The sequence below is a fragment of the Clostridium sardiniense genome (assembly GCF_016907995.1).
GTDB lineage: Bacteria > Bacillota > Clostridia > Clostridiales > Clostridiaceae > Clostridium > Clostridium sardiniense.
The window spans coordinates 1-14017 of sequence record NZ_JAFBDA010000009.1 but is presented as its reverse complement, the minus strand read 5'-3'; the positions used below and the strand labels follow the sequence as shown (position 1 = coordinate 14017).

The 14017-nt window shown below is 28.4% G+C and carries 10 protein-coding genes and 1 riboswitch; of the genes, 3 read left to right on the top strand and 7 right to left on the bottom strand.

What is annotated here, in order from left to right:
• Position 1: 1 nt before the first annotated feature.
• The 3 genes from isdE to JOC62_RS09060 are packed head-to-tail and all read right to left on the bottom strand — an operon-like array spanning position 2 to position 3541.
• Complete coding sequence (gene isdE / locus JOC62_RS09070; protein ID WP_204594950.1) at positions 2-889, bottom strand: heme ABC transporter substrate-binding protein IsdE; 888 nt, start codon at positions 887-889, stop codon at positions 2-4.
• 27 nt (positions 890-916) lie between these two features.
• Entirely contained in the window at positions 917-1765 is an 849-nt protein-coding gene (locus tag JOC62_RS09065) for an NEAT domain-containing protein (RefSeq protein ID WP_204594949.1), read from the bottom strand.
• Between the two features lie 21 nt (positions 1766-1786).
• Positions 1787-3541 carry an NEAT domain-containing protein gene (locus JOC62_RS09060; protein WP_204594948.1) on the bottom strand — a complete coding sequence of 585 codons (1755 nt, stop codon included), beginning with the start codon at positions 3539-3541 and terminating at the stop codon, positions 1787-1789.
• A 196-nt stretch (positions 3542-3737) separates the two neighbouring features.
• On the opposite strand from JOC62_RS09060, the gene JOC62_RS09055 reads away from it, so the two are divergent.
• Positions 3738-4478, top strand: coding sequence for a helix-turn-helix domain-containing protein (locus JOC62_RS09055; RefSeq protein ID WP_204594947.1), 741 nt, complete (start codon positions 3738-3740; stop codon positions 4476-4478).
• A gap of 558 nt (positions 4479-5036) precedes the next feature.
• Entirely contained in the window at positions 5037-9437 is a 4401-nt protein-coding gene (locus JOC62_RS09050) for a glycosyl hydrolase family 95 catalytic domain-containing protein (protein WP_204594946.1), read from the top strand.
• Between the two features lie 239 nt (positions 9438-9676).
• Here JOC62_RS09050 and ribH read toward each other — a convergent pair whose 3' ends face one another.
• From ribH to ribD, 4 genes are read right to left on the bottom strand one after another with little or no spacing between them, the layout of a single operon-like run.
• A complete protein-coding gene (gene ribH, locus JOC62_RS09045) occupies positions 9677-10138 on the bottom strand; it encodes a 6,7-dimethyl-8-ribityllumazine synthase (protein ID WP_204594945.1) in 462 nt (153 codons plus the stop codon).
• A 35-nt stretch (positions 10139-10173) separates the two neighbouring features.
• Positions 10174-11373, bottom strand: coding sequence for a bifunctional 3,4-dihydroxy-2-butanone-4-phosphate synthase/GTP cyclohydrolase II (locus tag JOC62_RS09040; RefSeq protein WP_204594944.1), 1200 nt, complete (start codon positions 11371-11373; stop codon positions 10174-10176).
• A gap of 34 nt (positions 11374-11407) precedes the next feature.
• Positions 11408-12064 carry a riboflavin synthase gene (locus JOC62_RS09035; RefSeq protein ID WP_204594943.1) on the bottom strand — a complete coding sequence of 219 codons (657 nt, stop codon included), beginning with the start codon at positions 12062-12064 and terminating at the stop codon, positions 11408-11410.
• Positions 12065-12069: 5 nt separating this feature from the next.
• Entirely contained in the window at positions 12070-13158 is a 1089-nt protein-coding gene (gene ribD, locus JOC62_RS09030) for a bifunctional diaminohydroxyphosphoribosylaminopyrimidine deaminase/5-amino-6-(5-phosphoribosylamino)uracil reductase RibD (RefSeq protein WP_204594942.1), read from the bottom strand.
• A 360-nt stretch (positions 13159-13518) separates the two neighbouring features.
• Positions 13519-13635, bottom strand: a riboswitch (FMN riboswitch).
• 154 nt (positions 13636-13789) lie between these two features.
• Between ribD and JOC62_RS09025 the strand changes: the two genes are divergently transcribed.
• The coding region (locus JOC62_RS09025) for a PadR family transcriptional regulator (RefSeq protein ID WP_204594941.1) at positions 13790-14017 on the top strand (228 nt) is incomplete at its 3' end.

Sequence of the window (14017 nt, the reverse complement as noted above, 5' to 3'; positions counted from 1 at the left end):
TTTATTTCTTATCTCCATATAATATTTTGCCAAGAGTATTTAATGCTTCCATTACATTTAAGTTTGCACTCATTCCAAAATATTCACTATCTAAATATGTAACTTTTTCTTCTTTTATAGCTTTTATATTTTTCCATGTTGGATCATTTTTAAATTTCTCTTTTGCAGAATCTTTAGCTTCTTCTGGTTTTCCATGTGTCATAACAAGTACTATATCTGGTTTAAGTTTTGTAATTTCTTCATTGTTATAAGTGTAAAATGGTAATTTTTCTTCCTTAACTACATTTTCTCCACCTGCAATTTTTACTAAATCACCTACGTAGGACTTTGGACTTGCAACCATCATACTTCCTGGTACTGAAAATACTATCATTACCTGCTTTTTACTTTTTCCATTGCCTAATTTTTTCGTTTCCTTTTCTTTATTTTCTAAGTCCTTTAATAGATTTTCTCCCTCAGTCTTTTTAGAAAATATATCACTTAGCTTAGTTATACTGTTTTTCAATCCATCTAAGCTAGTTAGTGTTACAAATTCACTAGGTATATTATTATCCTTAAAAATATTTTTATAATCCTCTCCTAATGTATCAACAGATACAACCACACTAGGTTTTAATGATTTTATTATTTCTAAATCTGGATTCATTGGATTACCGATTTTAACAGCATCTTTTGTACTTTCTGGCAACTTATAAGCAGTAGTTGGAACTCCTTTTAGCTTAACTCCTAACTTATCTAGTATTTGAGTTACAGCAACAGATGTCGCCACTACATTTCCGCTATTATTCTTATCTTCTGTTGTCTTATCTTTAGCCTCATCTAAGCAACCTACAAAGGCACAGGTCATTATCATTGCCAAAGCTAATAAAAAATACCTTTTTATTTTCATAAATCATTTCCCCTTAAACTTTAAATGTTATTTTTTAAATCTCTTTATAACTATCCCCCCTATAATTCCAGCAATTATAACTCCTCCAAAAATAGCTCCATATTTAACCTTGCTATTTGATTCATTAGCTTTTGGATCTTCACTTTTTTCTGTTATACTTTTATTCATATTATCTTCTACCTTTTTATCTTCCTTCTTTTCATTAATATCTGATTTATTTTCAGATTCTTTCTTCTCTTCTTTATCCTTATTTCTATCTGTTTTATCGTTATCTGTGTTATTTTGCATACTTTTTACTTTTTCTTCTTTGGCCTTGTTTTTATCTGTTTCATTAGCTTTCTTTTTATTATCACTTGATTCTTTTTTTTCTTCTTTAGAAGCTGTTTTATCATTTTTTGATTTTGGTTCATCTATTTTTTTAATTAATTTCATTGTTTTTAAATTAGGAACAACTCCAAATCTAACATCTCTTCCCATTGGTTCAACATAGATTATAGTCTCAATTTTAGAATTTACATCAGGCCCTTGAACCTTTAATGTTACTGCATTATTTTCTTTATCCTTTTTCATATTCTTTATAGATGCTTCTTTTCCATTTATAAGGATTCTGAAATTCTTCATATATTCCACGCCTGAAAAACCTATAGTAAACTCTACTTTATCCTTATAAATTTCTACCTTCATTTTTTTATTCGTGTAAGTTCTTGCCATAGACATTCCAACTTCTGAATCATGTTTTACATTGTTTTCACACTCATAAATTCCAGGAGATAGATTTTTATTAGTTGCATTAGCAACTATACTGTTACTAATTCCTCCTATAAAGAAAATTGTAAATACTAAAAATCCTACAATTAAATGTTTTATATTTTTCACAACTTTTCTCCTTTTATCTTTTTATTTTCTCTTTGAAAAAATAGCTAATGCACCTGCACCTATTGATCCTAATCCAGCTAAGACACTTCCTAAAAAATCCATTCCAGTAGCAGGTAATTTATTACTTATCCCATGTTCCTTATTTACTTCACTATCACTTACCTTATATTCTTTTTCAAATTTTAATGTATCTTTTAATAATTCAACTCCAAATTCCACATTCATACCCATTGGTATTACAAAGCTTTTTACTTTTATTTTTGAATCTAAGTTTGGAACTTCAAATCTTACCTTTGTTACATTTCCATTTTTGTAAGTAATTTTATGATTAACTTTATTTCCTGCTACATGTATTTCATAATCCTTCATATATTGACCACCTGTAAATGTTAAGGTTACATAAGTTTTTCCATTTACTTCTTCAACTTGTGAATTGCTATCTAGATTTTTTCTTGCCATATCTATTCCTGTTTGGCTTTTATGAGTTACTTTATTTTTTATAGTGTATACTTTTCCTTTTATAACTTCTTCCCTTTTATTATTTCCCTTATTTCCCTTAGTTGAAGATGTATTATCTTTAACTTCATTATTTGATTTTTTTTCATTACTTGAAGAAGTACCTTTATTTTCTTCTGCTTTATTTGTATAATCTTTCGATAAATCTACCTTTTTCAATGTATTTTCTTTTAATATTGTTTGGAAAATAACATCTTTATTCATAGCTGTTACAAAAGCTGACATAGTAATTTTAGAATTTAAGCTAGGCACTTCAAATTTTACTTTTCTATTATTTTCAGTAAAATTTACATTCTTTCCGTTTACATTTATTTTTATATTCTTTAAAAATCCATATTGAACTTTATCTAATTCTAAAGTTGCATAAATCTTTCCATTCTTTATATTAATTTCACTATTTTCATTTAAAACTCTTCTTGCCATGCTGTTTCCTATTTCAGCATTTCCATCGCCTATATATTTAACATCGTTTTGTATTGAGTAATCGCCATCTTTGTATTTTTTAGCTTCATTGCTATCTTTATTAGATTCTGATTTATCTTTTACAGTAACCTTTATATCTTTAGTTGCAACAAGTCCACCTTTATCTTCAGCTTTGTAAGTAACTTTATAAGTTCCAGTTTTTACTGCTACTCCATTTTTTATAAAACTTGTATCTCCTAAAACTTTAACTTTAACATTTCCATCTTCTTTATCTTCTGCCGTTACATTAGATAATAAATCTATCTTATCCTCCTTTGAAACAGTTATATCTTTTGCCTTTATTATTGGCATTTCATTTATTGTTTTTAAAGTACTCATATCATTAACTACAAACATTTCAACATTTTTTCCCATCGCAGTTATAAACATTCCTATATGAACTTTAGCCTCTGGTGATGGCACTTCAAATTCTATACTTTTATCATCTTTATTTTCTTTTATTTTTAGATCTTTTCCATCAATACTCACCTTAATATTTTGCATAAAAGAATATAAGCCTTTATTGAAATTTAATTTCATATATGTATTTCCATTTTTTATTGTTAGTCTTGTAGTTTTTTCTAAAGTTTTTCTAGCCATACTTTCTCCAGTTTCATTTCCTGGAGTTATATAGGATGTCTTATTTTCAACTTCATAAATGCCACCATTAAGGTGTTCTGCTATTTCTTTGTTATTGCTTAATTCTGAAGCAAATGCATGTACTCCTATACCGCTTCCCATAAGCACTGATGTAACTAATGCAACTGCAATTAATATATTTGCTTTTCTTTTTATCATAAAAATAAATCCCCCTAGTATTTTTTTATTATTTGACATATTATTAATAATAGTTAACAATATTATTGAGAATGATAATCACTTTTGTTTTTTATATTATCACATTCTTTATCCTTAGTATTTAACTGTATATAGTTTTTTTTAACTATATGTTAGTTTTTTTATTATTTTTTTAATATTATTGAAAGGAGTTTCTATGATTTTTATAAATTCTGTAATAAATATTTTTTTCAGCTGCTGTTCCTTACCCATATGTGTATTAGATGAAAATCTTGATACTATTTGTAAATGTGGATACACTATCGAATTAGAAGATATTCTTAAAGAAATTGATATAATAGTAGAATTAAAAAGATTAAATTTTAAACCCTTAAAAAATATTGATAATATTATTTTTTTAGATTATCCTAAAGAAATAAAGTTTGTATTAACGCCTTATTTTAAACATAATGACAAGTCTATATGTTTTTTATTAGGCCCATTTACATTTGAAGAAAATTCTTATAAATGCACAATATCAACTAAAAATTTAACCAGTATAAAATATATATATGAATTATTAAACTTGATATTTAAAGATACTGTTAAAATATCTACTATAAAACCATATTCTCCATATGTAAGAAGATCTTTAAATTATATAAAGGAAAACTATCAAAATCCCATAACAATAGATTTTATTTGTAGTCAATTTAATATAAATAAAAGTTATTTTTGCAATATTTTTAAGAAAGAAACTAATTATACATTTACTAATTATTTAAATTACTTCCGGATTGAAAAGAGTAAAGAACTTCTCTCAAATACAGATTTATCTATATTAGATATTGCCTTAATGGTTGGATATACAAATCAAAGTTATTATAGTACTATGTTTAAAAAATTTACTAACATAACTCCTGTAGATTTTAGAAATAGATCATTACATAATATATAAATTTAAATTAACAAAATTAGAAACATAAGTATCTAAAAAAACTTGATAATAGTATTCTCTATTAATACCAAATAAATCAGTCCTTTACTATTTCAAGTCAATAAGCATTTCAAAAGTGTTTCATATATACATGAAACACTTTAAAATATTTGTATAGTTTTTGAAATCTATTTATAATTTTTATAATAGTTCTTAAGGAGTTATGGTATGATAAGATTTTTTATGCACATGTATGTAGCGCCACTCAATCTTTAGATCTGAATAAGATTAACTATATCTTTTATCTTTATTCATACATATCTAAAAGAACATTTTTCTATTTAAAATTAAAGGAAAATAAGGAAATATATAGAATTTATAATATTGTCCTAATATTTAATTAATAATTTATATCTTAAAGATTGGAGGGAATTTTTATATCATTTACTTTAATTTAAATTAATATTATTAATTGAATATTTTTCCCCAAGCTTATCTAAACTTAAAGTCTACTTTATAAACCTTACTTATATAAACCTTTCTTATTTTAAAAAAGAAAATTTTAAATGGGGGAATATTATGAAAGCTAATCTTTTAAAAAAGCTAGCAATTGTCCTTACTGTATCTTTAACTACACAAACTATGGTATCTTATGCCGCTACAACTGATAAAAGTAAAAGAGATAATATTATTTCTACTGATACTAATGTTACAGGTAATAAATTAATGTTATGGTATGATGAGCCTGCTACTAATTGGGAAAAACAAGCCCTTCCCATAGGAAACGGTTACATGGGTGGTATGATATTTGGTGGTGTTAAAACTGAACAAATTCAATACAACGAAAAAACATTATGGTCTGGAGGACCTGGTTCTGTAGAAGGCTATAATGGAGGTAATAAAGAAGGTGCTTATAATGCACTTAAACAAATAAGAGAAAAACTAGCAAATGGCCAAACTCCATCCGATACCTTATATCAAGCTGTTTGTGGAGATGTTAAAGGATATGGATCATATCAAAATTTTGGTAATATATTTATGGATTTTGATATTCCAAATAATGCATCTATATCAAATTATAGAAGAGAATTAGATATAGAAGAAGCTGTTGCAAGAGTTAAATATACTTATAATAATGTAAATTACACAAGAGAATATTTCACTAGTTACCCTGACAATGTAATGGTTGTTAAATTAACTTCTGATAAACCTGGTTCTATTTCATTAAATGTTAGAAATGAAGGCGTTCACGAAGGAAATAAATCTAATGAGCAAGTAACAGTTTCTAATAATACCATTACTTTAAAAGGAGCATTAACTCCTGGTGTTGTCTATGGTAGTGACGGTAATGTTGGTAATGGTATGAAATATGAATCTCAAGTTAAAGTAATTAATGAAGGTGGTACTATCTTAGATAAAGATGATAGAGTTCAAGTAAGTGACTCTAATTCTGTAACTCTAATAATGTCTGCTGGAACAGATTATAAAAATGAATATCCAACTTACAGAGGTGAAGATCCTCATAATGCAGTTACTAAAAGAATAAATGATGCTAGAGATAAAGGTTATACTGCACTCAGAGCTTCCCATGAAAACGATTATAAAGAATTATTTAATAGAGTTTCTTTAAACTTAGGTGAATTAAAACTTGATAAACCAACTAATGACCTTTTAGCTGACTATAGAAAAAATCCTTCTAATAGTTTAGAGGTTTTATTCTTCCAATATGGTAGATATTTATTAATATCATCTTCAAGAGAAGGATCACTTCCAGCTAACTTACAAGGTGTTTGGAATAATAGTAATGCTGCTCCATGGCAATCAGATTATCACTTTAATGTAAATCTTCAAATGAATTATTGGCCTGCTGATGTAACAAATCTATCTGAGTGTGCTACTCCATTAGTTGAATATGTTGATGGCCTTAGAGAACCTGGTAGAGTTACAGCAGAAATGCATTGTGGAATTTCTGATGATGGAACAGGAGAACCTGGATGGACAGTTAATACAATGAATAACCCATTTGGATTTACTGCAATGGGTTGGAGTTTTGACTGGGGTTGGGCTCCTACTTCCAATGCTTGGATCTCACAAAACCTTTGGGAAAACTATCAATTTACCGATAATAAAGATTATTTAAAAAGCACTATATATCCTATTATGAAAGAAGCAGCTAAATTCTGGAGCAAATTCTTAGTTGAATATACTCATTCTGATGGAAAAACTTATTTAGTTTCATCTCCAAGTTATTCACCAGAACATGGTCCAAGAACTGTTGCAACAACTTTTGATCAACAATTAATAAGACAATTATTTAATGATACAATTAAAGCTATTGATACTTTAGATTTAAAATCTGACGAGACATTTAAACAAGAATTAATAGAAAAAAGAGATAGATTATTACCTACTCAAATTGGTAGCCGTGGACAAATACAAGAGTGGAAAGATGATATAGTAGCTGGAGAGCAGCAACACAGACACATTTCTCACCTTGTAGGATTGTATCCTGGCAAAGAAATAAATAAAGATACTCCTGATCTATTTGAAGCTGCTAAAGTTACAATGAAAGAAAGAGGAGATGGTGGAACTGGTTGGTCGATGGCTAATAAAATTAACCTTTGGGCTAGACTATTAAATGGTGAAAAAGCTCATATGCTACTTGGTAATTTGTTAAAAAACGGTACTTTAGATAACTTATTTGATACTCACCCACCATTCCAAATAGATGGTAACTTTGGTGCAACTTCTGGTATGGCAGAAATGCTAATACAAAGTCATATGGACTATATAAGCTTAATACCAGCACTTCCAACAGCTTGGTCTGATGGTTCATTCTCTGGATTAAAAGCTAGAGGTAATTTTGAAGTTTCTGCAACTTGGAAAAATAGCAATTTAAAATCTGCTACTATACTATCTGGTTCTGGAAATGATTGTACTGTAGATTATCCTGGAATTAAGGATGCAGTAGTTAAAGATTCAAATGGAAATACTGTAGATACTACTGTAACTACAGAAGGAAGAATCACATTTAAAACTGAGAAAGGTATGACTTATACTATTGAAAATATATCAAATCAACCAGTAGAAAAAGTAACTGGATTAAAAGTTTTAAGAGCTGATGATTCCTGTATAAAGCTGACTTGGAATAATACTAAATTCGCTGAATCTTATAATATATATAGAAAATCTAATGGTAATGATTTTGTAAAAATAGCTGAAAATGTTACTGAAACATCATTTATAGATGAAAGTGCGCTTACAAATGACTCTTTCAATTATGTTTATTATATAAAAGCTGTAAATTCTCTCGGTGAAGGTGAAGCTTCTGATTTAGTATCAGAACAAAAATTATTATACTTAAGTGATCTTAACTGGACCTCTGCAACAAATGGCTGGGGAACTATTGGTAAAGACGTAAGTATTGATGGCAATAAATTAACATTAAAGAGTGAAGATGGTTCTAATACAACTTATGATAAAGGACTTGGCGTTCATGCAGTCTCTACTATAATTTATGATTTATCTGATTATAAATACTATGATTCATTTGAAGCCTATGTTGGTGCCGATCAAGAAATGGTTGCAAATGCATCAGTAGATTTTAAAGTCTATCTAGATGGTGAAGAAGTATTTGATTCAGGATTAATGACTCTAAACACTCCACAAAAGCACATTAAACTCGATATTAAAGGTAAAAAGGAATTAAAATTAGTTGCTGGTGATGGTGGAAATGGTATAGGTTCTGACCATGCAGACTGGGCTGATGCTAAAATTATAAAATCTATAAATCTTATTAATAAAGAAGATTTAAAATCTCTAATAAATGAAGCTAATAAAGAATTAGAAGGTTCTGAAGGAGTTTATACTCCATCTTCAATTAAATCATATAAAGAAGCTATAGTCATAGCAACTGATATTTTAAATAATGAAAATGTAACACAAGAACAAATAGATTCTGCTTTAAGTTCCCTTTTAGAAGCTCAGAAAGAATTTCAAAAATCATTAATTATAAATAAGGATTCCTTAGGCACATCTATTGAAAAAGCTAAGGAAATAATTGCTGAACTTGATAAATATAATGGAACTTCTGAGTTAGTTAGTCTAATTAAGACTTCTCTTGAAGAATCAGAAAAAGTTTATATTAATGATGATGCAACAGAAGCTGAAATTCAAGAAGTATTAAATAAATTAAATGAAATAATAAATACATGTGAAGAAAAATTAGAAGAACTTAAAGGTGAGGTAAATCAACCTGAAATTAATAAAAGTGCATTACAAACTTTAATAAATGAAGCTAATAAAGAATTAAAAAATGCTGAAGGCGTCTATACTCCTTCATCAATTAAAAAGTATAAAGAAGCTGTAAATGCAGCAACTACAATACTTAATGATGAAAATACTACTCAAGATAAAATAGATAATGCTACACGTGAATTATTAAAGGCACAAGAGAAATTTAGACAAGCTCTGATTGTTAGTAAAGATCCTTTAAAATCTCAAATTACAAAGGCTAAAGAACTAATTGATAGATTAAAGAAGCATAATAAAACAAATACTTTAATAAAAAATATAGAAAAGTCTATTTCTTCTGCTGAAGATCTTTGCAAAAATGATGAAGCAACAAAACTTGAAGTTGATAAAGCTTCTAAAGATTTAGCTCAGTTAATAGAAGAAGCTGAAGAAAAATTAAAAGAGCTTGAACAAAATGATACTAATAAGCCAGATGACACTAACAAACCAAATGATACTAATAAGCCTGGTGATAATAACAATAATAATCAAGGCAATGGCAATAATAATTCTAATAACGTAAACAAACCTAATAACAATAATACTAATATTAGTATCAATTCAAGTAACGGAAATAATTCTAATAATCTTCCAGACACAGGTGGACAAATTCCAATTGGCGGGCTTATACTAGGTGGATTAATGACAGCTGCTGGTACAATTCTAATGATAAAAAAGAGAAAGTAATATAATCTATTTTCACTTACTACATTTATGACTTTATTTATTACTTTTAATCTAACTAAGCTCAAATTCAATTCAATTAAGCTTAAATAATAGCTATACTAATTTTAAACTGTAGATACACCTTTTTAGAATAATAGTAGATAGATTTTTGTAAAATAAATCTATCTACTATTTTTTATATTATTTATTTTTATCTAAACATATGCATCATCTTAAATATATTTAGATAATATATACTCTTATATATTATTTAGTAAATTTACCATTTCAATAGCTGTAACAGCTGAATCATATCCTTTATTTCCTGCCTTTGTACCTGCTCTCTCTATAGCTTGTTCAATTGTATCTGTTGTTACCACTCCAAAAATTACAGGTTTTTCTGTAGATAGTGATACACTTGCAATACCTTTAGATGTCTCTGCACATACATAATCAAAATGTGGTGTTGCGCCCTTTATTACTGCACCTAAGCATATTACTGCATCATATTTTTCACCCTTTGCCATCTTCTTAGCAACTAGCGGAATCTCAAAAGCCCCTGGAACCCATGCAACATCTATATTTTCTTCTAATACTCCATGTCTTTTTAATCCATCTAATGCGCCACCTAATAATTTTGATACTATAAACTCATTAAATCTACCTACTACAATTCCAACCTTAATACCTTCTGCTACTAAATTACCTTCTATTATTCTCATTTTTCTTTCCTCCACTCTCATTTTTTCCCTGAAATTTAATAATTTAATATATGATTTAATTTTCTTTGCTTAGTTTTTAAGTAAAATTCATTCTTCTCATTATGATTCATTTGAATAGGAACTCTCTCAGTTATCTCTACTCCATAACTTCCTAATCCATCTATTTTCATTGGATTATTAGTCATAAGCTTAACCTTTGTAGCTCCTAAATCTTTTAGTATAGCAGCCGCCACATCATAGCTTCTCATATCTGCTTTAAAACCTAATTTAATATTTGCCTCTACTGTATCAAGTCCTTCATCTTGAAGAGCATATGCTTTTAATTTATTTATAAGCCCTATACCTCTTCCCTCTTGTCTCATATAAAGTAATATTCCAGCACCTTCTTCTGAGATTCTATTCATTGCTGCATTATATTGTTCCCCACAATCACATCTCTTAGATCCAAGGGCATCTCCTGTTAAACATTCTGAATGAACTCTTGTTAGAACTGAAGTTACTTTTGATATATCCCCTTTAACTAAAGCTACATGATGTTCTCCATTTAGCTTGTTTATAAATCCGTACATTGTAAAATCCCCAAATCTCGTTGGCATTTTAACTTCAGTTACTCTTTCCACTAATTTTTCTTGTATCTTTCTATATTCAATTAAGTCTGCTATAGTAATAATTTTTAAGCTATGTATTTTTGCAAATTCTATTAATTCCTTTGTTCTTGCCATCCTTCCATCATCACTCATTATTTCGCATATTACTCCTGCTGGTTTAAGACCTGCAAGTTTAGCTAAATCCACAGCTGCCTCAGTATGCCCTTTTCTAACTAAAACGCCATTATCTTTAGCTACTAAAGGAAATACATGGCCAGGTCTTCTAAAATCAGTTTCTTTACTACCTTCTTCAAATATCTTTTGTATTGTTAATGCTCTTTCAAAAGCTGAAATTCCAGTCTCAGTATCTATATGGTCAATTGATACTGTAAAAGCAGTTTCATGATTATCTGTATTGTTATGTACCATTGGTCCTATGTTTAATTCCTTAATTCTTTTTTCTTCTATTGGCATACATATAAGTCCTCTTCCATGCTTTGCCATAAAGTTTATAGCTTCAGGAGTAACCTTCTCTGCTGCCATTAATAAATCTCCCTCATTTTCTCTATCTGGGTCATCAATTACTATAACTATTTTTCCTTCTTTAATATCCTTTATTGCCTCTTCAATACTATTAAATTTAAACATAATTAATCCTCCCTTTATTTTTAAAAATTATCATTTATAAAAAACCATTATTTTTAAGAAAATCTTCTGTTATGGTATTTTCTTTTACTTCTGTCTTTTTATCATCTAACTTTAAAAGTTTTTCTACATACTTTCCTATTACATCACACTCAAGATTTACCGTTTCTCCAGTCTTTTTATTAAGTAGTATTGTCTCTTCGCCTGTATGTGGAATTATTGATACTTTAAATATTTCATCATCAACATAAGCTACTGTAAGACTTACACCATCTATTGCAATAGATCCTTTTAATACAACATATTTTAATATTGCAATTGGAGCCTTTATTGTTATCCAAACTGCATTATCCTCTTTAGTAAAATCTACAATTTTTCCTACTCCATCTATATGGCCACTTACTATATGTCCACCAAGTCTACTTTTAATAGATAACGCTCTCTCTAAATTTACTTTGTTTAATTTATTTAAATCTCCTAAATTACTTTTTCTTAATGTCTCTGCCATAACGTCTGCCTCAAAGCTATTAGAACTTATACTTGTTACAGTCAGGCAAACTCCATTAGTGGATATGCTATCCCCTATCTTTGTATCTTTTAAAACCTTATTAGCTTTAATTAAAAGTCTTGAAGATTTATCTCCTTTTTTTATGCTTTGGATTTCTCCTATTTCTTCAATTATTCCTGTAAACAAACACTTCACTCCTTATCTATATAGCCTTCAAGCAATATGTCTTCTCCTACTACTCTTGATGTTATGTCTTTTATTTTAAAAGCTTTTTTTAATTCTTCTATGCCTTGTCCACCAACAGGTGTTTTAGATTTTTCTCCTCCAATTATCTTCGGTGCTATATAAATCTGTATTTTATCTACAATATTTTCTTTAAGGGCCGAAAAGTTTAATGTAGCTCCTCCTTCTAAAAGAATGCTATCTATATTCAATTCATATAACTTACTCATAAGATCTTTTAGATCTACTCTATTATTTTTTGACTTAGTGATTATCACTTCAATCTCTTTATTTTCTAGTTCTAAAATCTTATCTTTATCTGCGAATTCTGTTGTTGCAATAATAGTTTTAGCTTCACCATCTCTTATAACCTCTGAATTCATAGGAATTCTTAGAGTACTATCTACAATAATTCTTATTGGATTTCTTCCATTTTCAAGTCTACAAGTTAATTTAGGATTGTCTTTTATAACAGTATCAACCCCAACTAATATTCCTGTTAATTCATTTCTTAACTTATGCACTTCTTTTCTTGAGTTTTCCCCTGTAATCCACTTTGATTCTCCTGAATATGTGGATATCTTTCCATCTAGAGACATAGCTGATTTTAAAACTACGAAAGGCTTTTTCTCACTTATGTACTTATTAAAAACTTCATTAAGCCTCTTACATTCATCCTCTAATACTCCTACAGTTACTTCTATTCCAACATCTTTAAGTTTTTCAATTCCTTTTCCAGATACTAAAGGATTATCATCAACTGATCCAATTACAACTCGTCTTATATCGTTTTCAATTATCTTATTCACACAAGGCGGTGTTTTACCATAATGGGAACAGGGCTCTAATGTTACATACATAGTTGCATCTTTTGGATTTTCTTCTAGACTATTAAAAGCATTTATTTCAGCATGTTCTCTGCCATACCTTTCATGATATCCCTTTCCTATGATCTTCCCATCTTTTACAATAACTGCTCCAACTAACGGATTGGGATTAACTTTTCCTTTACCTTTTTTAGCTAAATCTAAAGCTAGTCCCATATAATCTTCATCCATCCAAATCAACTCACTTTCTAATAATTTGTTTTAACAAACCTTCAGTATTATTAGAAAAATAAAAGCCCTGAGTTTAAAAACTCAGGGCTTTTATGCACAAATTTTCTATATAAGTATTTATTCAATCTTTAAATCTAAATATTTATATAGCTAAAAATATACATTTTCATATAGTAATCTAATATAAAAACAATTCACCTATTTAGAAAATATTTTATAGAATTCTTAAACTGATTTAATAAAAAATCATAAGTTAAATACTTTCTTAATAAAATAAAAAAGCTCTGAAATATATAATATTTCAGAGCTAAATACACTAAATAAACGTAATTATATTTATAATATATTACTAATTATTATACTTATCTTCTTTCATCCAGACTATACTGTCGGCCTCGGAATTTCACCGAATCATGCTAAAAATAGCTCGCGGGCTTTACCGCCGGTAGGGACTCTCACCCTGCCCTGAAGATCTATTAAATTTATACTTATATACTATTCCCTTTTTTATCCTGTGTCAATATTAAATATTAATTTCATACTATATTAAAAAAACTACTTTATCTGTCGTAGTAATTATGATATTATATAATTACTACGACAGATAAAGTAATTGAAAGGAGAGTTTATATTGATTAGCAGTGATATTATTCGCGGTTATAACGACACAATAATTTTAAGTATTCTTCTTGAAGGAGATTCATATGGTTATGAGATATCAAAAAATATAAAATCTATTACTGATGATAAATATATAATCAAAGAAACCACACTATACTCAGCCTTTACTAGGCTTGAGAAAAATGGCTATATAATAGCATTTTATGGAGATGAAACTTTTGGAAAGCGTCGCAAATAC

Coding starts and splice junctions, on each gene's coding strand:
- isdE (WP_204594950.1), bottom strand. CDS start 889: ATGAAAATAAAAAGGTATTTTTTATTAGCTTTGGCAATGATAATGACC.
- JOC62_RS09060 (WP_204594948.1), bottom strand. CDS start 3,541: ATGATAAAAAGAAAAGCAAATATATTAATTGCAGTTGCATTAGTTACA.
- JOC62_RS09055 (WP_204594947.1), top strand. CDS start 3,738: ATGATTTTTATAAATTCTGTAATAAATATTTTTTTCAGCTGCTGTTCC.
- JOC62_RS09050 (WP_204594946.1), top strand. CDS start 5,037: ATGAAAGCTAATCTTTTAAAAAAGCTAGCAATTGTCCTTACTGTATCT.
- ribH (WP_204594945.1), bottom strand. CDS start 10,138: ATGAGAATAATAGAAGGTAATTTAGTAGCAGAAGGTATTAAGGTTGGA.
- JOC62_RS09040 (WP_204594944.1), bottom strand. CDS start 11,373: ATGTTTAAATTTAATAGTATTGAAGAGGCAATAAAGGATATTAAAGAA.
- ribD (WP_204594942.1), bottom strand. CDS start 13,158: ATGGATGAAGATTATATGGGACTAGCTTTAGATTTAGCTAAAAAAGGT.